The sequence below is a fragment of the Glutamicibacter sp. NPDC127525 genome (assembly GCF_042672105.1).
GTDB lineage: Bacteria > Actinomycetota > Actinomycetes > Actinomycetales > Micrococcaceae > Glutamicibacter.
Genome location: NZ_JBHXVN010000001.1, coordinates 928918 through 953282, shown reverse-complemented (window position 1 = coordinate 953282; position 24365 = coordinate 928918). Strand labels below are relative to the sequence as shown.

The window sequence follows — 24365 nt, the reverse complement described above, 5'->3', positions numbered from 1 at the left end:
CGTCCACCGATTCCTCGATGTTTCTCCATACTCATTGTATGTATTGCGCCGCTCCTGCCGGGACAATGCTCCGGTGGGACCTGCGTCACCCCAGACTAGTGCGGGATGACCTCGAAAGCTACGCGTTTGTCGCCGAGGCGAGCCAGGATCAGCGTTGCCTTGTTCTTGGCGCTCTTGGGGGAGCCTGCCAGCAAAATGCGGCGCAATTCTTCGGGCGTGACGTCGACTCCGCGCTTCTTGATATCCAATGTGCCGATGCCGTTGGATTTCACCCAGCTGCGCAGCTTCTTCACGTTGTAGTCATGCACTGCCATGACTTTGTATCCGCGGGCAAACGGCGTGGAAATCTGCTGGTTATGGGTGAAGTAGGCGATGTGCTCATCGAGCAGGTGGCCGCCAGTGCGCTCCAGCAAGGTCGAGATCAGGTGGGAACGGATCACTGCGCCATCGGGTTCGTAGATGTGCGCTTCCAATTCGCCTACCGGGGCTGGCTGATCATTTGCCGCGGCAGCTGCACTGGCCAACTCGTGGGCGCCGTCCTTGTCGATGACCAGCGCGGCACGGGCGATGTCCTTGCGCTTGAGCTTGCCGAACCAGAGGCAGGCCTCGATGACCGAGCCGTGGTCCGAAATCCAGACAGCCTCGGCGTTCGCCGGAATCGCTTCATGGGGCAGGCCCGGACCGAGTTTCACTCCGACGTCCAGCCCGGAGTCCACCAGCTTCTCCACGAAAGACAGGGGCGGGGAAAACGCCTCGGGGTCGAAGAGTCGGCGGGTGCTTCCCTTCACGTCGGTACGCCGGGCTGGATCCAGCCAGACGCCGTCAATCCCGGTCAGATCGGTGTCCTCGGCGCTGCCGTGGATCACGGTGGCATTGTCGAAGGGCATCAGGTTCAAGGTTGTGGCTGCCGCGGTGGTTTCATCCAGCTCTACTGCGGTGACCTGCAGGCCAGCGCTGGCCAGCGCAATGGAGTCGGTGCCGATGCCGCATCCGAGGTCTGCGACGTGGGTGGAACCGGCATTGGTGTAGCGGCGGGCATGCAGCCCGGCGATGGTCAGGCGCGTGGCCTGCTCCAGTCCGGCCGGGGTCAAGATCAACGAGTCTGCAAAGGGGCCGAATTTCACCCTCGCCCGGAAACGCAGCTCGGCCTGCGCCATGACGGCGCGAACCACCTGGGCGTCGTGGCCTTCCTTGCGCAGCTTCTCATTCAGCGACCAAGCAGCATCCTTGGTGGCCACCATGGACGGGTCGATGGTGGAAAGCAGCTTCCAGCCGTCTTCCGAAAGCAGGGCGGCGAATTGTTCATTGAGCGTAGAGTCATTTGAAGCCTGGGCCATGATCCAAGACTATCGTTGATGCGTCTTGGAACAGACTGGCCCTCTCGGTGTGCCCAGCCCGCAGGGCCAGTGATCTATGTGACAAAAACGCGTCACATTCAGAATTCACAGAATCGCCAAGCGGGCTTCGCCAAGCTCCGGGATCCGGCCGCCCAGCAGTTGCGCCAAGAGCAGTTCGAAGCCGGGAGATGTGAAGCCCTGAAACGAAAAGACTAAGTATCGCTATCTCATAGGCATTGATTTCGTTAGAGAGAGTAATGCTTGTTGCTAATTGGATCATCTGGCTAACGAGTAGCCCTATCGCTGTTTTACAGTTCTCCGCCACTAGGAAGCGGTTCGCTGGACCAAGTCGCCCCGCTTGCTGCGAGCGGCTGCATGTCCTCCGCAAGACCTGAAGTGATCCACGTCGCATTCCCCTGTGGAACTGGTGTTGTATGGCACCTGTGATGAAACCTATGCAGCGAACGACAGTGACGTCGACAACCGGTCCAAAGGCCGTGGATCCCGCACCCCTGGTGCAGAACCAGCTCAAGCGCGGCATGAGCAGCCGCCACCTGCAGATGATCGCCATTGGCGGTTCCATCGGCACCGGGCTGTTCGTGGCCTCCGGCGGCACTATTGCCCAGGCGGGTCCCGGCGGCGCGCTGCTGGCCTACGCCGCGGTGGGTCTCATGGTGTACCTGCTCATGCAGTCCCTGGGCGAGATGACCGCGAAGATCCCGGTGGCCGGATCCTTCCAGACCTTCGCTACCCGCTTCGTTTCCCCCTCCTTCGGCTTCGCCATCGGCTGGAACTACTGGTTCAACTGGGCCATCACTGTTGCAGCGGAACTGGTGGCCGCTGGCATCGTGATGAGCTTCTGGTTGCCTGATGTCCCCGGTTGGGTCTGGGCCGGCTCTTTCCTGGTGGCCTTGACCGCCTTGAATGCTTTGTCCGCCAAGGCCTTCGGCGAAGGCGAGTTCTGGCTGGCCATGATCAAGGTGGTCACCGTCATCGCCTTCCTGGCCGCCGGCGTTCTGATGATCTTCGGGGTGCTCGGCGCGCACACCGATCCGCTGGCCAACTGGCGCGAAGGCAAGGATGTCTTCCATGGCGGCTGGCTGTCCATCGTCTCGGTCTTCATGATTGCCGGATTCTCCTTCCAGGGCACCGAGCTGGTGGGTGTCGCCGCAGGCGAAGCCAAGGATCCGCGCCGCGAAGTGCCCAAGGCCATCCGCCGGGTGTTCTGGCGCATCATGCTCTTCTACATCGGTGCCATCTTCATCATCGGCTGCCTGATTCCGTTCACCGACCCGAGCCTGCTGGCCAGCGGCGAAGCCGACGTGGCTTCCTCGCCCTTCACCCTGGTCTTCGAGCGGGCCGGCATCGCTTTTGCCGCTGCTGCCATGAACGCGGTCATTCTCACCGCCATCCTCTCGGCTGGCAACTCGGGGCTCTACGCCTCAACCCGCATGCTCTACTCCATGGCCCACGATGGCAAGGCTCCGAAGATCTTCGGGCGCACCAACTCCAGCGGCGTGCCGATCATGGCTCTGCTGGCCACCGCTGCGGTAGGCCTCTTCGGGTTCCTCACCGCCCTGGTGGGCCAGGGTGCGGCCTATACCTGGCTGCTGAATGTCTCGGGGCTGTGCGGGTTCATCGTCTGGGTGGGTATTGCCGTATCCCACTACCGCTTCCGCCGCGGTTATCTCGCCCAGGGCTACAGCGTGAAGGACCTGCCCTACTTGGCCCCGCTCTTCCCGCTAGGACCCATCGTGGCCTTCCTGATGCTGATTGCCGTGATCGTCGGTCAGAACTACCAAGCGGTGCTGGCCGGCCACGGGCTGGAAGTGCTCTCGGCCTATATCGGGCTGCCGCTGTTCCTCGGACTGTGGCTGGTGCACCGCATGGTGACCAAGTCCAAGATGGTCAAGCTCACCGAGATGGATCTGGACGCTCCGGAGGATATCGAAGAGTCCGCGGCTGTGCGCTCTGCGCGAACCGGTGTGAAGAAGTAGGGCAATGATTAGCACTCGCCTTGACCGAGTGCTAAAGCTCGTCCTAAAGTCATGTGTGGGTGTCACGATGGAAGTTGCATCTGCAGCTTGCAGCGTTACACACCGCCTGACTGGATACCACCAACTGGCACCGCGACGACGGTTGGTCCAATGCCATAGGGCGCACCCCTACAACCATTGGTTCATACACGAAAAGGAGAGACCATGTCTGTCTCCATCAAGCCGCTCGAAGACCGCATTGTCATCAAGCAGGTCGAAGCCGTAACCACCACCGCTTCGGGCCTGGTCATCCCAGACTCCGCTAAGGAAAAACCACAGGAAGGCGCCGTAGTCGCCGTAGGCCCAGGCCGCATCGATGACAACGGCAACCGCATTCCCCTGGACGTTGCAGAAGGCGACGTAGTCCTGTACTCGAAGTACGGCGGAACCGAGGTCAAGGTCGGCAACGAAGAGTACCTGGTGCTCTCGGCTCGCGACGTACTGGCAGTCGTCGTAAAGTAACGCCAACCTCTCTAAAGTTTCAGGAGAAAATGCATGGCTAAGCAGCTAGCATTCAACGAGGAAGCGCGACGCGCCCTCGAAGCGGGCATTGATAAGCTCGCAAACACGGTGAAGGTCACCCTCGGCCCACTCGGCCGCAATGTGGTGCTTGCCAAGACCTGGGGCGCCCCGACCATCACCAATGACGGTGTCACCATTGCGCGTGAGATCGATCTGGAAGATCCATACGAGAACCTTGGCGCGCAGCTGGCCAAGGAAGTAGCCACCAAGACCAATGACGTAGCAGGCGACGGCACCACCACCGCCACCGTGCTCGCTCAGGCCCTGGTCAAGGAAGGCCTGAAGAACGTCGCCGCAGGCGCCGCTCCGGGCGATGTCCGCAAGGGCATTGAACTGGCTGTGGAGATCGTTTCGGACGCATTGGCCGCTAACGCCGTTGCCGTAGAGGACAAGGTTGCTAACGTAGCCGCGATCTCCGCGCAGTCGGATGAAATCGGCGAATTGCTGGCCAAGGCCTTCAAGACCGTGGGCACCGATGGCGTGATCACCATCGAGGAGTCCTCGACTACCGCTACCGAGCTGGTCCTGACCGAAGGCATGCAGTTCGACAAGGGCTACCTCTCGCCACAGTTCATCACCGACCAGGAGCGCCAGGAAGTTGTCCTGGAAGACGCACTGATCCTGATCAACCCAGCCAAGATCTCCACCGTGGCAGAATTCCTGCCACTGCTGGAAAAGGTCCTGGAAGCGAAGAAGCCGCTGCTGATCATCGCCGAGGATGTCGAGGGCGAAGCCCTTTCCACCCTGGTGGTCAACAAGCTGCGCGGCCTGCTGAACGTGGTAGCCGTCAAGGCTCCAGGCTTCGGCGACCGCCGCAAGGCAATGATGCAGGATCTGGCTATCCTCACCGGTGCCCAGGTTGTCTCCCCGGAACTGGGCCTGTCCCTGGACCAGGTTGGCACCGAGGTACTCGGCTCGGCACGCCGCGTGACCATCACCAAGGATTCCACCACCATCGTTGATGGCGCTGGCACCGAGGAAGATGTCGCAGAGCGCGTAGCCCAGCTGAAGGCTGAGCTGAACCGCACCGATTCGGAGTGGGACCGCGAGAAGCTGTCCGAGCGCCTGGCCAAGCTGTCCGGCGGCATCGGCGTGATCAAGGTGGGCGCTTCCACCGAGGTCGAGCTGAAGGAACGCAAGCACCGCATCGAGGATGCTGTGTCCTCCACCCGTGCTGCCCTGGAAGAGGGCATCGTTGCCGGCGGCGGTACCGCCCTGGTCGACGCGCTGGCTTCGCTGGATACCGATGCCCGCATCGCAGCCACCGAAGGCGACGTAGCAGCAGGCGTTGCGATTGTCCGCCGCGCGCTGGTGCAGCCGCTCTTCTGGATCGCTACCAACGCCGGCTTCGACGGTGCGGTAGTTGCTTCCAAGGTGGCAGAGTCCCCAGCCAACGAAGGCTTCAACGCCAAGACCGGTGTCTACGAGAACTTGCTGCACGCAGGCGTCATCGACCCAGTCAAGGTAACCCGCTCGGCACTGCGCAACGCAGCATCGATCGCGGCCTTGGTTCTGACCACCGAGACCTTGGTGGCAGAGAAGGCTGAAGAAGCTGAAGAGGCGCACGGCCACTAGGGTTTAGCCCGTCACCGAAGCATTGCTTCGTGAGCGAAAGCCGCCGTTGGATCCAGGATTTATCTCCTGGATCCAGCGGCGGCTTTTTGTTCTCAGAAAACGATCCACCCGGGGTGACCCAGCTCATTGACACGATAAATGAGTGCGCTCATAATTGAACTCAGTCAAAGATTGATGCCCATTTCATATCCGTACAGGAGATCTTCCATGCACGCGTTCGTTCTCGAAAACTACAAGGGTGCCCTGGTGCAGGCCGAGGTCGCTGAACCTGAGTTGGGGGAGCGGGAGGTGCTTATCGAGATTGCGGCCGCTGGCGTCAACCAGCTTGACGAGAAGATCCGCGCAGGCGAATTCAAGGCAATCCTGCCCTACAAGATGCCGCTGGTTCTCGGCCACGACGTCGCAGGGACCGTGATCGGGCTCGGCTCAGGAGTCCGCGGCTTTACGGTAGGGGACCAGATTTTTGCCCGCCCTCGAGATCATCGGATCGGAGCTTTCGCCCAGCGCATTGCCGTGAATGAAATGGATATTGCGAAGGCGCCTGTCTCCATCGACCTGGTGCAAGCGGCCTCGCTGCCCCTGGTTGCACTGACTGCGTGGCAGGCACTAGTTGAGCGGGGAAATCTGCAGCCGGGGCAGCGAGTACTCATCCACGCTGGCGCTGGCGGCGTCGGAACCATCGCCATCCAGCTGGCCAAGCACCTGGGCGCTTACGTCGCGACAACAGCCTCGGCGACGAACGCCGAATTCTTGCAGGAGCTCGGAGCCGATGAAGTCATCGACTACAAGACCGAGGATTTCCAGGTAAGTATCTCGGGCTATGACCTGGTGCTTGACAGCCTGGGCGGCGAAACGCTTGCCAAGTCGCTGGGAGTCCTGCGCCCTGGAGGGAAGGTCATCGGCATCTCGGGTCCGCCGACTCCGGCATTCGCCAAGGAAGCAGGGCTGAATCCGGTGATGGGCTTGGCGGTCCGCGCGCTAAGCCGGTCAGTTCTCAAGAAGGCCAAGAAGCTGGGTGTCGGGTACGAGTTCCTCTTCATGAAGCCCAGCGGCCAGCAGCTGCGAGGCATTGCCGAACTGGTGGACTCTGGGGTCCTGACGCCCGTGGTGGGCCAGGTCCTCGGTTTTGCGCAAACTGCAGAGGCCCTTGAATCGATGGAGGCTGGTGGCCGGCGCGGCAAGACCGTCATCTCCATGCAGCAGAAGTAAAGCGAGCGCGTTCGCCTGGGCGGTGGGCGCGCTTTGCTCGTCAGTGGGGGAGGATTGCAGCAATCTGAGCGCGGATGCCCCGGGCGACTTCAGCTGTGGCCAGTGCCGGGTCCGCAGCAGTAGCCATCGCCAGGAACTGGATGGAAGTGATGGCCCGCGCAATCCTGGCTGCCTCCGGCGCCTCCAGATTCCTATGCGTGCCCAGGAGCTCGGCAATCGCCTGTTCGGTCAACGCCGCTATGCGCAGGGCTTCGGCATGATGCGGTTCCGCCGAATCGCCAAAAACCATTTCGCGCAGATAAAAGCGCCCGTTGTCGACATGCTTCCGATTGCAGTCGATGATCGGTACCAAAAGGGCCATGGTTGCCTCCAGCGCGGTCTTTGCTGATTTGGAGGCCTCGATGCCTTGCTCCAAGGAGCGTTCGTAGCGGTGGTTCTGCACCATGAGCAGCAGCTCGGATTTGGACTTGGCGTAGAGGAAAAGGGTTCCGGTTCCGATATCCGCCGCGTCGGCGATCTGCTGCGTGGTGACCTCATCGACACCGTGTGCCGCGAAGAGTTCGCTGGCCGCGGAGATGATCCGTTCAAGCTTCGCCTGCTTGTTGCGTTCGCGTCGTCCTGGCATAGGAGTTGAAGACGTCACCCGGGAGCCCCTCGGCTAGAACTGATCAGAGTTATTCATGAGTCTAATCAAGAAAGCTGTTGTTTCAGAATGCGCGGATTGACTTCGCTCACCTGGCCAAGCAACAATTTGCCGCCGTGCCGACGATGGCTGGGCGGCAAACCGCCGTGGAACTTTGCGCCAGTTCTCGAATTTCGACAGCTAATCCTGAGCAGGTCAGGCCAATACGGTCAATCTATATACGCTGCTTTACAGCGGCAGCAGCGTCAACTCGCACGGTGTGGCCATGGCGAATTGATAAGATGGTTGGTTGTCTGACGTGAATCAAGTAGAAAACGCCGAGGACAATTACCTGTCCCCGAAGAAAGCGCAGCCAGTGAGCCATACCTTGGATCAGTCTCGGACAAGCACCCAGCGTGCCGGTTTCCGAGTTGATTTGCAGGGACTTCGCGCCCTCGCAGTCCTGCTGGTGATGTGCTATCACATCTGGTTCTCCCGGGTCTCCGGCGGTGTGGACATCTTCTTGATGCTCTCCGCCTTCTTCCTCACTTCTTCCACCGCACGGCGCATCGCCCGCGGGCAGCGCCCGCCTCTGCTCGACGGCTGGCTGCATCGATTCTCGCGCCTGATACCGCAAGCGGCGGTAGTCATCATTGGCGTGGTCATCGCGGCATGGATCATCCTGCCTAGTACGCGCTGGCTGGAGCTGATCGACCAGTCCAATGCCGCGCTGTTCTACTGGCAGAACTGGTACCTCTCGGATCACCAGGTGGACTACTACGCCTTCAACACTGCCGCCGCCTCGCCGCTGCAGCACTTCTGGTCCCTGTCTGTCCAGGGACAGATCTTCATCATCTGGCCGCTGGTTCTTGCCGGCAGCGCACTGCTCTGGAAGAAGTTCTTCTCCCGGCACAGCTTCGCCGCCGTAGCAGGCGGCGCCTTCGGAGCCATCTTCCTCGGCTCGCTCGCGTATTCCATTCACATCACCGCCACCAACCAGCAGGTGGCCTACTTCCACACGGGCGCGCGCCTATGGGAATTCGCCCTCGGCTCGCTGCTCGCCTTGGCATTGCCGTGGCTCTCCAGCCTGCCCGAGAAGATCCGCCGCATCGGAGGCTGGGCCGGCCTGGCCACCGTCATAGGCAGTGGCGCCGTACTGGATGTGCAGGGGCAGTTCCCGGGCTTCATGGCTTTGGTGCCCACGGTCGCCGCCGCCTTGGTGATCTCGGCTCCGGCACCGCGCAGCTGGGCCAACCCGTCGGGCCTGCTTTCCTTGCCCCCGCTGGTAAAGCTGGGCGACCTGTCCTACGGCATGTACCTGTGGCACTGGCCGTTGCTGGTCTTCTACCTTGAGGTCTCCGGGAACGAGAAGGCTTCCTTCGCTGCCGGCAGTGTCTTGATTCTTGCCTCGATCCTCGCTTCGTGGGCCACCACCAAGTTCGTCGAGAAACCGGCCATCGCCTGGCAAGCCAGTGCCAGCTTCTCGCGCCTGATTCCGCAAACCGGGTTCAAGCTCATTGCCCAGTTTGCCGTGGTCGCTGTGGGGCTTGGCGTAGCCAGCCTTCCGGTGATGGCCTGGGAGAACAACGTCGAGCACCGCAGGGCCATGGCCGCGGCGCAGACCGCCACCGACAACCCCGGGGCCAACGCCGAAGATGACTGGGATCCGTCACCTGCGGCTTTGACCCTGCCGCTGGCGACCGAACTGGATAGCGAATGGCAGACTCCCGGCGATGTCTGCGAAGGGGCGAACGCTCCAGATGACGAGCGCATCCACTTCTGCGAGCAGGGCGGCACTTTCGACGGGGGAGCGCCGGACCTGGTACTGCTGGGCGATTCGCACATGCAGCACTGGTCCGCGGCGGCTTCGGCAATGATCGAGGAAGCTGGCGGCAGCTGGATCCTGGTGTACGAACCGGGTTGCCGCTACGGCTCCGATGCTGACCGCGTGGAAGAAGCCTGCTCCGGTTTCCAGGACGCGGCGCAGGAATACGTAGCGGATCTGGCTCCGCAGATGGTGCTGACCACGGCCAGCAAGACCGTAGCGGACCCTGATGACATGCTTCGCAGCCCGGGGGAGCAGGAGATCCTGGTGGACAACTACGCCGAGATGATCCAGCCGCTGCTCGATGCCGGAAGCCGGGTCATCGCGATGCGCGATACCCCGCGCTATACCTACTCCATTCCGGAATGCGTGGATTCGAACAAGGGACTTCCTGCCAACTGCGATGGTTCGGCCGGCTACGCCTTGAACAGCGTGAATCCAGTGGAGCAATTCCTGGATTCCAATGATTATGACGACCAGGTTGTTTCCCTGGACATGACGGGGTTGCTCTGCCCCGAGGGGGTCTGCAAAGCTGTCATTGGCAACGTCTTGACGTACCTGGATGATTCGCACCTGTCCAAGACCTTCGTGCTCAGTGCCAAGCGCCAGTTCGCTTCTTCTTTCAAGGAAGCAACAAACTGGGAATAAATCACCCCTGATGCGGGATGGGGCATGAGGTTGAACACAGTGCGCCACGAAGGAATAACCGGAACGCCAAAAGAGCTCTACCATTTAATCAACCTCCGCTGTCGCCCCGAAAGGTTCCCCCGTGACTGAGTTCAACCCCTTTGCCTTTGAAGGACTCACCTACGACGACGTTCTGCTGTTGCCTGGCCCGACGGATGTGATTCCTTCGGAGGCGGACACCACCACCCGCTTCACCAAGCGCATCAACATCCAGGTGCCCATCAGCTCCGCTGCAATGGACACGGTGACCGAAGCACCCATGGCAATCGCGCTGGCACGCCAGGGCGGTATCGGCGTGATCCACCGCAACCTTTCCATTGAGTCCCAGGCCAAGCAGGTTGACCAGGTTAAGCGCAGCGAGTCGGGCATGATCACCGACCCAGTCACTGTGCACCCGGGTGCCACCTTGGCTGAATGGGATGAGCTGTGCGCTCAGTACCGCGTCTCCGGTCTGCCAGTGGTAGATGAGAACCGCAAGCTGTTGGGCATCATCACCAACCGCGACACCCGCTTTGTTCCTCGCGAACGCTACATGACCACCAAGGTCTACGAAGTGATGACCGGCATGCCGCTGGTGACCGCTCATGACGGTGTAGCTCCAGAGAAGGTAATCGAGCTCCTGTCCAAGAACCGCATCGAGAAGCTTCCACTCATCGATAACGACGGCAAGCTCACCGGCTTGATCACCGTCAAGGACTTCGACAAGGCCGAGCAGTACCCTCTGGCGACCAAGGACGACGAAGGCCGTCTGCGTGTTGCAGCTGCTGTTGGATTCTTCGGCGAAGGCTACGAGCGTGCCATGACCCTGATCGACGCCGGCGTTGACGCACTGGTTGTCGACACCGCCAATGGCCACTCGCAGGGCGTGCTGGAGATGATTGCACGCCTGAAGAAGGATCCAGCGGCTGCGCACGTGGACATCATCGGCGGCCAGGCAGCCACCTATGACGGTGCCAAGGCACTGATCGATGCTGGCGCTGACGCCATCAAGGTCGGCGTTGGCCCGGGCTCCATCTGCACCACCCGCATCGTTGCCGGCGTGGGCGTTCCCCAGGTTACCGCTATCTACGAAGCAGCCAAGGCCGCCATTCCAGCTGGCGTTCCATTGATCGCTGACGGCGGCCTGCAGCACTCGGGCGATATCGGCAAGGCCCTGGTGGCTGGCGCCGACTCGGTCATGCTCGGCTCCCTGCTGGCAGGTACCGCTGAGTCCCCAGGCGATCTGGTCTTCATGGGCGGCAAGCAGTTCAAGGCCTACCGCGGCATGGGCTCGCTGGGCGCAATGGAAACCCGTGGCAAGAACACCTCGTACTCCAAGGACCGCTACTTCCAGGCTGACGCGCCATCGAACGAGAAGCTGATCCCTGAAGGCATCGAAGGCCAGGTCCCTTACCGCGGCCCGCTGTCGGCTGTCACCCACCAGCTCGTGGGCGGCCTGCGCCAGACCATGTTCTACGTTGGCGGACGCACCGTTCCCGAGCTGAAGGCACGCGGCAAGTTCGTCCGCATCACCGCAGCAGGCCTGAAGGAATCGCACCCGCACGACATCATGATGACCGTTGAGGCACCGAACTACCGTTCGCGCTAAGGCTCATCTGATGCGGAAAACCCCATCACCACTGGCGCATTGCCAGAGGCGATGGGGTTTTTCGCATCTCTGCTAGCTGATTCAGGAGGCCAGCCAGCCACCGTCGACGTTGAGCATCTGTCCAGTGATGTACCGGGATGCTTCCGAAAGCAAGAAAACCACCGGTCCGGCAAAGTCATCAGTGTGCCCCAGCCTATTCATCGGGATCCGTGAGAGGATTCGTTCTCTGTCTGCCGGTTTGGCCAGGAGATCTGAAGTGAGCTGCGTTTGGACGTATCCGGGAGCAATGCCGTTCACGCGGATGCCTTGTTGCGACCATTCCCGGGACAGCGCGCGGACAGCTCCGAGTACGGCTGACTTCGACATGACGTATGGTGCGACATTGGGCAGCCCAATGGTGCTTGCCAGGGAGCAGAGGAAGACGTGGCTTCCGACCGCGCTGCCGCGGGAGATCTCCCGCCGCGCGATCTCGGTGCTGAGGAACAGAGGGGCTTCGGCATTGACCTTCTGTACCCATCGCCATTCCTCAGGATCCAAATCGATGGCCTGCTTGCGCAGCTGCACACCCGCAGCATGGATCACGGAATCAACCGGACCGTTGCCTTCGGCAAGGTCTACAAGTTCATTGGCTTTGCCGGTTTGCGCTACATCCCAGGTATAGGTGTGCAGGCGTTGCCCATCGAGTCCGGCAAGCTGCCGTGTTTGCTCCAGTTGGGACTCCGTGCGGGACACTGCGCTGACACGTGCGCCAGCTTTGACGGCTGCCAGTGCCATAGCCTGCCCGATGCCGCGGCCAGCTCCGGTCACTAAAACGTGACGGTTGGCCAGTGAAAACTGTTCAAGACTCATGGGAATTCCTTGTTTGCGTGCTCGTTAGAAAATATAGGTGGGCAACAGCAAGATGAAGAGGAATACCGCACCGCTGATGACCAATGAAACAAAGGTGTACTTCAAGATGGATCTCACTCCGAGCCCCGCGATCGCCAAGATCGGCAATGCGAAGAACGGCTGGATCATGTTGGTCCAGGTGTCGCCGTAACCGATTGCCATGATGATCAAGGCGGGATCCGTGCCCAAGGCGTTGGCCGCTTCGATGAAAATCGGTCCCTGAATGGCGAATTGGCCGCCACCACTGGGCACGAAGATGTTTACCAAGCCGGCGGCGAGGAAGGCGACAATCGGCAATGAGTTCGCGTTGGACATCGAGATGAACGCATCGCTGAGCACGGTGATCAGTCCCGTCGTTGTCACGATCCCCAGGATGCCGGCGTACAGCGGATACTGCAGCAGCACTTCGCCGGTGACTGTCGAAGCGTTCTTGATCAGCCCGGCCAACGCTACAGGGGAGTCAACCAGCAAGAGGATGATCGCGAGCATCGACCAGTTCACGATGTCGAAGGTCAAAACGAAGCCCAGGCGCATGAAGTGCCCGACGATAAAGACGCTGAGCAGTAGTCCCAGTCCGGTCGTGACGTAGCGCTTGGATTCAATCCAATCTGCCGGGCTTTCCGGTTTCCCAGCTTGACGGGCCTCCGTCTGGGAATCCGGGTTGCTGAGCGGGATCTCCAGGATCTCCTCGTCGGTCTTAGGTCGGGACATCACCATGCCGATGACCAGCGCGGGAATCATGATGAGCAGGCCAGTCATATTCCACCAGCTGAAGACCGTTTCCGTGACCGGGACCGGAGCACCCAGGAATTCCTCGATGAAGCTGCCAGGAGTGGCCGAAGTCAGCGGGGCTGCCCCTGAATATCCCATATGGTAGGGAATAAAGCCGGTGTAGGCGGCAGCGACCAACAAAGGGAAGTGGACTTTGATGCCGCGTTCGCGGCAGCTGGTGGCGATACCCTTGGCCAGAATCGCTCCGACGATTAGTCCCAGGCTCCACTGGGCCCAGGACACCAAGCAGGTCAGCAGGGTGACCCAGGCGTAGGCCTGCACCGCGTTCTTTGGAATGCTTGATACTTTCGACAGCACCCCCTGGACCTGGCGGGTATGGGCCAGTGCATGCCCGAAGAGCAGGGCCAGGCACATCTGCGTGATGAAGGCCAGTAGCCCTGTCAATCCTTCGCCCCAAGCATTCACCACGGCGACCGGAGACGAGTCGGTCATCGTCAAGGCCATGAGCATCACGATCAACGTCAGCAGGACGGCGAATACCATTGCTGAGGGCATCCATCGTTCGACAAGACGAGTCACAGGCTTCATTGCGGTTGTGAGCATCGTGCACCTCCAAGAGTAGGCCGATCAATTTGCTGGAGAGGAATATGACTGCCGTCACATCCTTTCGAGGACGCTACTAGTGCGGTTCGGCATTAAGCAATCGTAAGTGGCTAGGCGTCCTATCTCCGGTTGCACCCGGTGCTTCAGGTGCATGAATAAGGTGATTCAGAAGATTTAGCTTTTGAAGCTTAATGTTGCTTAACGTATTTCCATGCCATGTAATGGTGATCACAAGCATTCGCAGGTTCTTATCCGATTTCACCAATGGAGGTGCGCGTTGACCACCCAGTCGCATTTATCGCTTCGACCAGCGCGTGTCTCTGCTGCTGCTGTTGCCCGAGCTGCAGGGGTCTCTTCTGCAACGGTCAGCTACATCATGAACGGTCGACCCGGTGCCTCGCCTGAGACCCGGCGCCATGTGCTGAAGGTGGCGAACGAACTTGGCTACCGTCCCGCCAACCATGGGCAGCAGCAGGACCCGCTTCTGACCCGCGTGGTCGGCCTAGTGCTGCCGAACATCGTGAACCAGATGTATACGATCTGGGCACAGCACATCATCAATGCCACCGCCGCGGCCGGGTTCGATGTCTTTGTCGCAACAACGGGGGACGACCCCGAGGCGCTGGATCAAGTTGCTCGTACCCTGGCTGCCCGGAATGTTGATGGCGTCATTATCGCCGCTGCAATCAAGGAAGATTCGCGTTCTCTGAGGACCTTTCGCCAGAAACGAATTCCCTATGTCTGCCTGTCGCGCAATTCCGAGCATCTGCCTGGTGATTTCGTCGGGATCGATGACGACGCGGCTGCGGGGGAACTCATGTCCCACGTTCTGGATCACGGCTATTCGGAGGTGGCCACTGTCATCGGGCCGCGTTCCTCTACTGCGTCTTTGTTGCGCGAACAGGCTTTTGTCCGGGTTGCCCAACAAAGGGGTGTCCGGGTTGCGGGAGAACGCCTGATCAGTACCAAGCTCAGTTCGGAAGGCGGGCAGCTGGCCGCCAAAAGATTGTTCAGCTCGGCGCATCCGCCACGGGCTGTGGTCTGCGGATCGGATGAAATTGCCATTGGTGTCATGGAGCATGCGCTGTCGCTGGGCCTGCGCATTCCACAGGATGTCGCGATCGTCGGCTGTGACGGACTCAGGCACAGCCGCTCGAAAATCATCGGGCTGACAACAATTGTCCAGCCGGTGAAAGACATGGCGGAAAGGTCCTTCGAGCTACTCCTGGAACAGATCGTCGAGCCGCGGAACACCTACAAGCACACGATCTGCGAGCACAGCCTCCATATCGGTAGGACTTGCGGGTGCCCTGCTACAGGGCGAATGCCTGCCCTCTAGCTCACCACTAGACATTCTCAAAGCCAAGGGCCTGGTGCCCTCTACTCGTCATGCCTGCATGCGGAAGGAACTGACCGTGCAAACTACCAACGCGACACGTCGGATGCGCTCACCGGAAATGCTCAACAAGCTGATTTTCCGGCGCATCATGCCGCTGCTGATCGCAGCCTATGTCATGGCTTTCATTGATCGCACGAATATCGGCATGGCCAAAGACCGGTTGGAAATCGATCTGGGTATCTCGGCTACAGCGTACGGCGTGGGTGCCGGGCTGTTCTTCTTGACCTACGCGCTTTCGGAGATTCCCTCAAACCTGATCATGCACAAGGTCGGCGCACGGTTCTGGATCATGAGGATCATGATCACTTGGGGAATCCTGTCTGCCTGCATGGCACTGGTCCAGGGGGAGTGGTCCTTCTATATCCTGCGCATGCTGCTGGGCATCGCTGAGGCGGGCCTATTCCCGGGAGTCATCTACTTCATCACCCAGTGGTTTGTCGTCAAAGACCGCGCCCGGGCCAACGGACTCTTCTTGCTCGGCGTAGCCCTGGCGAACGTCATCGGGGCGCCGCTGAGCGGCCTGCTGCTGACTATGGACGGCGTTGGCGGGTTGCACGGATGGCAGTGGATGTTCATCATCGAGGGGTTGCCAGCGTGCTTCTTGGCTATCGCAGTTTGGAAACTCCTGCCCAACAAGCCCACCGAAGCTAAATTCCTCACCCAGGCCGAGGCCGAGGACTTGGAAGCGCGAATCGCGGCTGAGGAAATCGCCGGCGCGCAGGCTGCTGGAAATTCCAAGCTTCTCCATGTTCTCAAGGACAAGCAGATCCTGTTGGTCGTTGCGATCTACTTCTCCCACCAGATCGCAGTCTACGCATTGAGCTTCTTCTTGCCTTCGATCATCGGTACATACGGAGAGCTATCCACCATCCAGATCGGCTTGCTCACCTCGATACCGTGGGTCTTCTCTGCCGCAGGCGCCTTGCTGATCCCCAAGCTTGCCACCAATGGCTCGCGATCGCGGATCGTTGCCAGCGCAACCATGACCGGCATCGTTGCCGGGTTCACCCTCGGTGCGCTTGGCGGACCGGTGCTCGGACTGATCGGCTTCTCGCTAGCCGCGTTCAACTTCTTCGCGTTGCAGCCGATCCTGTTCACCTACCCGGCAACCCGCCTTTCCGGTGCGACTCTGGCTGGCGGCATTGCTTTCGTGAACACCGTCGGGCTGTTCGGCGGATTCCTTGGTCCCTACATCATGGGGCTGATGGAAGAAGCTACTGGAAGCAAGATGTCGGGCCTCTGGTTCATTGTCGCGATCTGCGCCGTTGGCGCACTGCTCACTCTCAAGCTCAAGCAAGGCACCGAGGATCCCGCTAAAGCCGCTGTGTCCGGCCACTAGGCATCTAACTAAGGAGCAACGAACTCTAATGAATACCCATAACATGAAAATGGACTTTGACGGACTCCGGGTTCTCGTCACGGCTGGAGCTGCGGGCATCGGCCTGGCGATCGCTCAAGAGTTCAGGAACCATGGCGCACAAGTCTTCGTTACGGATATCAATCCTGAAGCAGTGCGTGCCGCCGCGTCGGCGGGTTTTGCCGCCTCCGTGAGCGACGTGTCGGATGAAGATCAGGTACGTGGATTGCCCGATCAGATCCAGCAGTCTCTAGGGGGACTGGACGTCCTGGTGAACAATGCCGGAATCGCCGGTCCTACCGGGCCTATCGAGACTCTTGAATCCGAAGATTGGATGACGACTTTCGATATTAATGTCCACGGACAATTCTTCTGCATCAAGCACTTGCTCCCGTTGCTGCGCCAGTCCACCCGCGGATCCATCATCAACTTGTCCTCGGCCGCTGGCCGTCTGGGCATGGCAGGTCGCAGTCCGTACTCGGCATCGAAATGGGCAGTGATCGGGCTGACCAAGACGCTTGCCATCGAGCTCGGCGGTGAAGGAATCAGGGTCAATGCCATCTGCCCGGGGGCAGTCAATGGCCCGCGCATCCAATCCGTCATCGAGGCGAAGGCGCGAATGCTCCAGCGTCCGGTGGACGAAGTCTCCGATCTGTACCACGCGCAGTCATCGCTCAACAAGCTGGTCGAGGCCGAGGACATCGCCAATATGGCGGTGTTCCTGGCCAGCCCGATGGCACTTCGGATCAACGGCCAGGCCATGGCAGTCGATGGCAACACCGAGAAACTGTACTAGGAAGGCGTATTGTGAAAAACAAGCGAAAAGTCATCATTACCAGCGCTGTCACCGGCGCTATCCATACCCCCAGCATGTCGCCGCACCTGCCGGTGAGCGCCGATGAGATTGCCGAAGCTGCGCTTGGCGCCGCCAAGGCTGGCGCGGCCATAGTCCACATGCACGCGCGTGATCCCAAGGACGGCCGCCCATCTCAGGATCCCAAGCATTTCGAACCGATCTTGGAGAAGCTCAAGAACGGCACCGACGCCATCGTCAACATCACCACCGGTGGCTCCCCGCATATGACCGTCGAAGAACGCATGCTTCCGGTGGCAACCTTCGAACCTGAACTCGCTTCGCTCAATATGGGATCAATGAACTTCGGACTGTATCCCATGCTGGACCGGTTCACGGAGTTCGAACACGATTGGGAACGAGAAGGCCTGGAAAATTCACGGGATCTGGTCTTCAAGAACACCTTTGCCGATATCCAGAGGATCCTGGAAATCGGTAACGCCAATGACACCCGGTTCGAATTCGAATGCTACGACATTTCCCACCTAAATAACCTGAGTCACTTCCACCAGCGCGGGCTGGCCCGTGGCCCGCTTTTCGTGCAGTCGGTTTTCGGTCTGCTCGGCGGCATCGGGGCGCATCCGGAAGACTTGATGCATATGCGCCGCACGGCTGACCGCCTGCTGGGAGAGAACTACGAATGGTCCATCCTCGGTGCAGGCAAGAACCAGATGCCGTTAGCTACCATTGGAGCGGCCATGGGATCGCATGTACGTGTTGGGCTGGAAGATTCCTTGTGGATCGGACCGGGGCAGCTCGCCGCTTCCAATGCCGAGCAAGTGACCCGTATCCGGACCATACTGGAAGCACTGAATTTCGAGGTCGCGACTCCCGAGGAAGCCCGGGAGATGCTGGAGCTCAAGGGGCGCGACAAAGTCGGTTTCTAGGCGCCAAATGCCTTCGGCCTGAATAGCAGCACAAAATCAAACAGACTCGAGGCTCCATCTGTCCTGCCCCATGCAGGCATAGATGGAGCCTTGTTTTGTCCTAGTCCCAGTTTGACGCCGCGCATTGGCGCGCGCCGTGGCGTATCCAATCCCACTAGAACATCGCGGGACTCGCTCGCCGCGGACACGTAGACTTGTTCGATGGCGGCGCTTCCCTGCGCGTGCGGGAAACCTCGCGCCAATGCGCCGGTGACGGAAGGACAATCAGTACATGGGCCAGCCAGCCAACCTGAAGAAGCAAACCCGACAGCGTATGGAACGCACGGGGGAGAGCTACACCACCGCGCGCAAGAACATCTTGGCCGGCAAGCCTGAAAGCCCTCGGGCCGCTCGCGCTGCCGCCGCACGCGACTACGCCAAGGAAGCACGCGAAAAGGCCAAGGCGCAGGAGCAGAAAGGCAAGAACGCTCCGGCTGCTTCGCCAGCTGACGAACTGCCTGAGTACCCAGCGCCAAAAGATGTCATCCAGTACGATGCTGCGCTCTGGCACCGAGTCCTAGTCCAAGCTGGCGTCACCAACAAGCACACCGGCGAACCGCTGAGCCAGGCATTGCTCGCTGGCCTTGCCGGCGGTATCGGCTTCATGGCTTTTACCCATGAAGGCGGCGAAGAGACTGCAGTAACCTTGGTGACCCGCCACAACCCGGAACCCTATACACAGAACCTGCTGGCTCGTTGCGGTGCTCCGGTGACCGAACGTACCACCAGCTCAGCCGAACGCGCTGTCGAATACATGGACGCTGCCCTGGACGCAGGCCGCACCGTGGTGGTTCGCGTGGCAATCAGCGCGCTGCCATGGATTGACGGCAACACGGTTGATGAGGCCGAGACCCTGGATCTCGTCGTCGTTGGCGAGCACAAGAAAGACCTGATGGTAGATGACGGTTCAGGTGCGCTGAACCTTATTAGCCCCAAGGAACTGGCCATCGCCCGTGCGATGCGCAAGAAGGAAAAGCACTGGCAGGCATGGATCCCGTCCTCGCGCTCGCCGAAGGCCGAGACCCTGGCCGCCAATGCCGTCGAGGCGATTGGGGAAACCACCGCTCGCCTGCTGGGCACCAGCGAGCTTTCCGGGGTTCCAGTGCACTTTGCCAAGAACTTCGGCATTACCGGCATGCGCACCTTGGCCACGCGACTGCGCGATAACGAGTCCAAGACCGGTTGGTCCCAGATCTTCGCAAGCCAGCAAGCGCTGGCCAACGGCTTGGACCAGCTCGCAGGTTTCTTCTCCGACACGCGTTTCAGCGGCGAGGGCGCGTTGCGCGGCCTGTACGCGGAGTTCCTTTCGGAAGCGGCGGAACTTCCAGGCTTGGCGGCGCTGGCAGCTCACGTAGATGCTTACCAGCAGCTCACCACCCAGTGGGATGCGTTCGCGGACCTGATTGATCCAGAGACCGAGTTCGCCAAGCGTGCTGAGCACTTCGCCGTATTGGCTGACGCGATTGAGCGCATTGCCGATTATGAAGAGCAAGCCGCCACCTCCTTGGCCGTGACCGCCAAGAAGCTTGCATCCAAGGCAGCCAGGTAAACCTAGCTCAACATAGGCCCTGCCATCCGGTGATCTTACTCACCGGATGGCAGGGCATTGTTGTCCCGGTGTGCCACTTGCGGCCCCATGCACCAGAGCCAGCGCAGAAACATCGCCTAAAGCCAATGCGCTATCAAAAGCGGGATTATCCGGGAATCTTGATAACCTAGTTAGGTGAGTAACGAGATTGAGATCGGCCGCGGCAAGCGGGCAACTAAGGCATATTCCCTGGACGACGTAGCGATCGTACCGAATCGCCGTACCCGTGATCCGAAGGACGTATCGGTGTCCTGGCAGATCGACGCCTTCCAGTTCGACACCCCTATCCTGGGCGCACCAATGGATTCGGTGACCTCCCCGTCTACTGCAATCGCCTTGGGCAAGCTCGGCGGCCTGGGCGTGCTGAACCTCGAAGGCCTGTGGACCCGCTACGAGGACCCGGAAGCAGTGCTGGCTGAAATTGCCAGCCTGAAGTCCGAGGCGGCAACCCGCAACGACCCGAAGATCACCGCAAAGCTGCAGGAACTGTACTCGGCTCCCATCCAGCCTGAGCTGATCACCTCGCGCATCTCCGAGATCCGCGACTCCGGCGTTGTCGTTGCAGGCTCGTTGACCCCGCAGCGCACCCAGGAGCACTACAAGACCGTTGTCGCTGCCGGCGTGGACATCTTCGTCATCCGCGGCACCACCGTTTCGGCTGAGCACGTCTCGAAGACCACCGAACCGCTGAACCTCAAGCAGTTCATCTACGAACTCGATGTCCCAGTGATCGTGGGCGGCGCAGCAGGATACACCCCGGCCATGCACCTGATGCGCACCGGTGCAGCCGGCGTGCTCGTTGGCTTCGGTGGCGGCGCGTCCTCCACCACCCGCCGCACCCTGGGCATCCACGCACCGATGGCTACTGCCATCGCCGACGTTGCAGCCGCACGCCGCGACTACATCGAAGAGTCCGGCGGACGCTATGTCCACGTCATCGCCGATGGCGGCATGGGGAACTCCGGCGACATCGTCAAGGCCATCGCCATGGGCGCCGACGCAGTGATGCTCGGTACCGCACTGGCCCGTGCCGATGAAGCACCAGGCGCCGGCTACCACTGGGGCATGGAAGCAGTTCACGAGGCCAGCCCACGTGGCGACCGCGCCAAGGTCGGCACCGTCGGCTCGCTGGAGAAGGTCCTGCACGGCCCATCGCACGAGACCAACGGCACCTCGAACCTGGTTGGCGCACTGCGCCGCTCGATGGCCACCACCGGCTACTCGACCCTCAAGGAATTCCAGCGCGTCGACGTCGTGCTGTCCCCGTACGAATCCGATCGCTTCTAGCGGATCCTGATCTGGCCCTGCTCTTCTTTCGAAGGGTGGGGCCAGTGTCGTTTAAGCGCTTGGTCTCAACGAATGAATAAGCAAGTTGGTTCCACCAGCGGAAAATAAGGCAACAGGGCTAATCTCACGCCATCGCATTTCGAGTTCTACGCCAAATAGAAGTACCGTTAGAGTGTGCTTAAAACCGCTCTGAAGCCCAAATGGATCGGCGCCCTCTTTGCCGCGCTAGCTCTCGCCACCGGATTCGTTCTCTTGTCCGGATGGCAGTTCGGCGCCTCCGAAACCGAGCCGCCGGTCAAGATCGACAAGACCGAGAAGCCGGTCGCGCTGATCGAGCATCAGGAAGTCGGCAAGGAGCTGCTGGGCATCAAGGCAGACCAGATCGTCACCATGGAGGGCGAATTCGTCCCCGGCACCGATCAGCTGATTGCGCCTCGGCTTAATGGCGATCAGCGCGGTGTCTGGGTCATCACCCAATTCAAGGTCGAGGGCGCGGCCCAGGACGCCGGTATTGCGGTGGTACGCGGCTGGCAGCCTGAAGCAACCAAGCCAGCTCCGGCACCTGAAGGCGAACTGGAGATCACCGGGCGCCTGCTGCCTAGCGAAGGCCCGGAATTCCGCGAAGACCTGCGCAGCGCAACGGTGCCAACTCTCGCCTCGGCACAGCTGGCGAACATCTGGGATTCGGTCCTCTTTGAAGGATTCGTCACGGCCCACGAAATCACCACTGCCAAGGGCGAGACCGTAGCGCAGCCGGGCCTGGAAATTGTCGACGTCGGTCCGCAGCCCCAGGAAGCGCAGATCAACTGGCTGAACGTTTTCTACGGCTTGGAATGGGTCCTCTTCGCAGGGTTCGCCATCTTCCTCTGGTACCGCATGGTGCGCGATGATTACCAGCGGGATCTTGACGAGATTGCTGAGCTCGCTGCCGAAACACATATCAAGGGCGGCAACGCCACCCAAGCTGGAAACAGCAACGAATAGCATTTCACGCACACCGCACTTCTTACCGAAATCGGAAGGAATCACTAACGATGTCCAGCACCACCCCGGCACCGAAGCCCCGGAAATTCGGCGGCACCCCTAAGCAGATCCGTGCAGCCGCAACCTTCTACAAGGTCTTCGCCTACATCACCGGCGTGATGCTGCTGCTGCTCGTGCTGGAAATGATTTTCAAGTACTTCTGGTCCCTGGAACTCTTCGTGGGTGGCACCTTGGTAGATGGCACCTCCAACGCCGTCGGCATGTACAACCGCGCCGAGGTGGCCGGGGGACTGAACCTCTCGCTGGGCATCCTGATCGCCCACGGCTGGCTATACGTGGTGTACCTCTTTGCCGACTTCCGCCTGTGGACCTTGATGCGCTGGCCATTCATGCGCTTCATTACGATCGCGCTCGGCGGCGTCGTTCCGTTCCTTTCCTTCTGGACCGAAGCCAAGGTGCACGCAGAAGTAGACCGCGAGCTGGCCGCGCATCCAAAGGCCGCCAAGCGCTACTGACACGTGGCCGCATTCATTGCCAAAGGGCAGATCCGTTCATCGAAAATGAACAGATCTGCCCTTTGCCTTTGCCAAAAATCCACTAGGTGACGCTGATGACATCACCTTGGCTGTTTCGCGCGCAGTGAACCGCGTAGACTGTAACGGTGACTACTGCTCCCCTCAATCCAGAACATAAGCCGGTTCTGGTCGTCGACTACGGGGCCCAATACGCGCAGCTTATCGCTCGCCGCGTACGTGAGGCCCGTGTGTACTCGGAGATCGTTCCGCACACCCTGTCCACCGAAGCCATCCTGGCCAAGAACCCTGCAGCGATCATCCTCTCCGGTGGTCCTTCCAGCGTTTACGCCGATGGCGCCCCTTCCGTCGGGGCTGACCTGTTTGAAGCCGGCGTGCCGGTCTTGGGCATCTGCTACGGCTTCCAGGCCATGGCTAACGCCTTGGGCGGTACCGTGGCCGAAACCGGCCTGCGCGAGTACGGCCGCACCGCAACCAACTTTGAGGGCGATGCCCGCTCCATCCTGGCAGGCGCCGCTCAGGCCCCTACCGTCTGGATGAGCCACGGCGACTCCGTCTCCAAGGCCCCAGAAGGCTTCGAAGTGCTGGCCACCACCGCTGGTGCTCCGGTTGCCGCTTTCGCAAATGAAGCAAAGCGACTGTACGGCGTGCAGTGGCACCCAGAGGTGAAGCACTGCGAGTTCGGCCAGGATGTCCTGGAGAATTTCCTGTACAACGGTGCTGGCCTGAAGGGCGACTGGACCGCTGACAACATCGCTGACGAGCAGATCGAGCGCATCCGCGCCCAGGTCGGCACCGGCAAGGCCATCTGCGGCCTGTCCGGCGGCGTGGACTCCGCTGTTGCAGCTGCCCTGGTGCAGCGCGCCATTGGCGACCAGCTCACCTGCGTGTTCGTCAACCACGGCCTGCTGCGCGAAGGCGAAGCCGAGCAGGTTGAGAAGGACTTCGTAGCTTCCACCGGCGCCAAGCTGTACATTGCCGACGAGCGCGAGCGCTTCCTGACTGCTTTGGACGGTGTCACCGACCCGGAGACCAAGCGCAAGATCATTGGCCGCGAATTCATTCGCGCCTTCGAAGCAGCGGAAGCGGCGATCATCGCCGAGGCCGCTTCCGAGGGCGAGCCAGTGAAGTTCCTGGTCCAGGGCACCTTGTACCCGGACATCGTCGAATCCGGCGGTGGCGAAGGCACCTCGAACATCAAGAGCCACCACAACGTGGGCGGCTTGCCAGAGGACCTGGACTTCGAGCTGGTTGAACCACTGCGCACCCTGTTCAAGGACGAGGTCCGTGCAGTGGGCCGCGAGCTCGGCTTGCCTGAGGAAATCGTTGGCCGCCAGCCATTCCCTGGCCCAGGCCTGGGCATCCGCATCATCGGTGCCGTCAACGAAGATCGCCTGTCCATCCTGCGCAAGGCTGACGCGATCGCTCGCGCCGAGCTGACTGCTGCAGGACTGGATGACGAAGTTTGGCAGATGCCAGTAGTGCTGCTCGCTGACGTACGCTCGGTAGGCGTACAGGGCGATCACCGCACCTACGGCCACCCAATCGTGCTGCGTCCGGTTTCCTCCGAGGATGCCATGACCGCTGACTGGTCGCACCTGCCATACGATCTGCTCTCGAAGATCTCCAACCGCATCACCAACGAGGTAGATGGGGTGAACCGCGTGGTGCTGGACGTTACTTCCAAGCCACCTGGAACCATCGAGTGGGAGTAAATGCCCAAGACTGCTAATTCACTGCGCTTTGGCGGGTGAATGGGAAGCGGATCCGGTACGCCGGTTCCGCTTCCCGCAGTTAAAACGTGTTTCGCGCAC

19 protein-coding genes are annotated in these 24365 nt (G+C 60.6%); 15 read left to right on the top strand and 4 right to left on the bottom strand.

Annotated elements, in window-relative coordinates:
* Positions 1-95: 95 nt before the first annotated feature.
* Positions 96-1337, bottom strand: coding sequence for a class I SAM-dependent methyltransferase (locus ACFVHU_RS04405; protein ID WP_133833646.1), 1242 nt, complete (start codon positions 1335-1337; stop codon positions 96-98).
* A 455-nt stretch (positions 1338-1792) separates the two neighbouring features.
* On the opposite strand from ACFVHU_RS04405, the gene ACFVHU_RS04400 reads away from it, so the two are divergent.
* The 4 genes from ACFVHU_RS04400 to ACFVHU_RS04385 all read left to right on the top strand — a co-directional run bounded on the left by ACFVHU_RS04400 (position 1793) and on the right by ACFVHU_RS04385 (position 6679).
* Positions 1793-3334 (top strand): amino acid permease, encoded by a 1542-nt coding sequence (locus tag ACFVHU_RS04400; RefSeq protein ID WP_388022673.1) that lies wholly within the window; start codon positions 1793-1795, stop codon positions 3332-3334.
* A gap of 204 nt (positions 3335-3538) precedes the next feature.
* Entirely contained in the window at positions 3539-3835 is a 297-nt protein-coding gene (gene groES, locus ACFVHU_RS04395) for a co-chaperone GroES (protein ID WP_133833647.1), read from the top strand.
* Positions 3836-3868: 33 nt separating this feature from the next.
* Entirely contained in the window at positions 3869-5470 is a 1602-nt protein-coding gene (groL, locus tag ACFVHU_RS04390) for a chaperonin GroEL (protein ID WP_105657612.1), read from the top strand.
* A gap of 207 nt (positions 5471-5677) precedes the next feature.
* A complete protein-coding gene (locus tag ACFVHU_RS04385) occupies positions 5678-6679 on the top strand; it encodes an NADP-dependent oxidoreductase (protein WP_388022670.1) in 1002 nt (333 codons plus the stop codon).
* A gap of 40 nt (positions 6680-6719) precedes the next feature.
* On the opposite strand, the gene ACFVHU_RS04380 is transcribed toward ACFVHU_RS04385, so the two are convergent.
* Positions 6720-7322: a TetR/AcrR family transcriptional regulator gene (locus ACFVHU_RS04380; protein WP_388022667.1), complete on the bottom strand. Its 603-nt coding sequence runs from the start codon at positions 7320-7322 to the stop codon at positions 6720-6722.
* A 298-nt stretch (positions 7323-7620) separates the two neighbouring features.
* On the opposite strand from ACFVHU_RS04380, the gene ACFVHU_RS04375 reads away from it, so the two are divergent.
* Positions 7621-9774: an acyltransferase family protein gene (locus ACFVHU_RS04375; RefSeq protein WP_332499449.1), complete on the top strand. Its 2154-nt coding sequence runs from the start codon at positions 7621-7623 to the stop codon at positions 9772-9774.
* 121 nt (positions 9775-9895) lie between these two features.
* Positions 9896-11401, top strand: a complete 1506-nt coding sequence (guaB, locus tag ACFVHU_RS04370; protein WP_105657608.1) for an IMP dehydrogenase — start codon at positions 9896-9898, stop codon at positions 11399-11401.
* Between the two features lie 81 nt (positions 11402-11482).
* Here guaB and ACFVHU_RS04365 read toward each other — a convergent pair whose 3' ends face one another.
* A complete protein-coding gene (locus tag ACFVHU_RS04365) occupies positions 11483-12250 on the bottom strand; it encodes an SDR family NAD(P)-dependent oxidoreductase (RefSeq protein ID WP_105657607.1) in 768 nt (255 codons plus the stop codon).
* Positions 12251-12274: 24 nt separating this feature from the next.
* The gene (locus tag ACFVHU_RS04360; RefSeq protein WP_388022969.1) at positions 12275-13609 is read right to left on the bottom strand and encodes a short-chain fatty acid transporter; all 1335 of its coding nucleotides are present in this window, start codon (positions 13607-13609) and stop codon (positions 12275-12277) included.
* A gap of 292 nt (positions 13610-13901) precedes the next feature.
* On the opposite strand from ACFVHU_RS04360, the gene ACFVHU_RS04355 reads away from it, so the two are divergent.
* The 9 genes from ACFVHU_RS04355 (at position 13902) to guaA (ending at position 24266) form a co-directional block, all read left to right on the top strand.
* A complete protein-coding gene (locus ACFVHU_RS04355) occupies positions 13902-14963 on the top strand; it encodes a LacI family DNA-binding transcriptional regulator (protein WP_286134196.1) in 1062 nt (353 codons plus the stop codon).
* Between the two features lie 76 nt (positions 14964-15039).
* Complete coding sequence (locus ACFVHU_RS04350) at positions 15040-16362, top strand: MFS transporter (RefSeq protein ID WP_332731638.1); 1323 nt, start codon at positions 15040-15042, stop codon at positions 16360-16362.
* 28 nt (positions 16363-16390) lie between these two features.
* On the top strand, positions 16391-17176 hold the full coding sequence (locus ACFVHU_RS04345; protein WP_286134194.1) for an SDR family oxidoreductase: 786 nt from the start codon (positions 16391-16393) through the stop codon (positions 17174-17176).
* An 11-nt stretch (positions 17177-17187) separates the two neighbouring features.
* On the top strand, positions 17188-18120 hold the full coding sequence (locus tag ACFVHU_RS04340; RefSeq protein WP_332594894.1) for a 3-keto-5-aminohexanoate cleavage protein: 933 nt from the start codon (positions 17188-17190) through the stop codon (positions 18118-18120).
* A gap of 271 nt (positions 18121-18391) precedes the next feature.
* Positions 18392-19708: a BtrH N-terminal domain-containing protein gene (locus ACFVHU_RS04335; protein WP_388022661.1), complete on the top strand. Its 1317-nt coding sequence runs from the start codon at positions 18392-18394 to the stop codon at positions 19706-19708.
* Positions 19709-19882: 174 nt separating this feature from the next.
* Positions 19883-21034, top strand: coding sequence for a GuaB3 family IMP dehydrogenase-related protein (locus tag ACFVHU_RS04330; RefSeq protein ID WP_105657602.1), 1152 nt, complete (start codon positions 19883-19885; stop codon positions 21032-21034).
* A 174-nt stretch (positions 21035-21208) separates the two neighbouring features.
* The gene (locus ACFVHU_RS04325; RefSeq protein WP_388022658.1) at positions 21209-22018 is read left to right on the top strand and encodes an SURF1 family cytochrome oxidase biogenesis protein; all 810 of its coding nucleotides are present in this window, start codon (positions 21209-21211) and stop codon (positions 22016-22018) included.
* A gap of 50 nt (positions 22019-22068) precedes the next feature.
* Complete coding sequence (locus ACFVHU_RS04320; protein WP_105657600.1) at positions 22069-22533, top strand: DUF3817 domain-containing protein; 465 nt, start codon at positions 22069-22071, stop codon at positions 22531-22533.
* A 146-nt stretch (positions 22534-22679) separates the two neighbouring features.
* Positions 22680-24266, top strand: a complete 1587-nt coding sequence (gene guaA, locus ACFVHU_RS04315) for a glutamine-hydrolyzing GMP synthase (RefSeq protein WP_388022655.1) — start codon at positions 22680-22682, stop codon at positions 24264-24266.
* Positions 24267-24365: the final 99 nt, after the last annotated feature.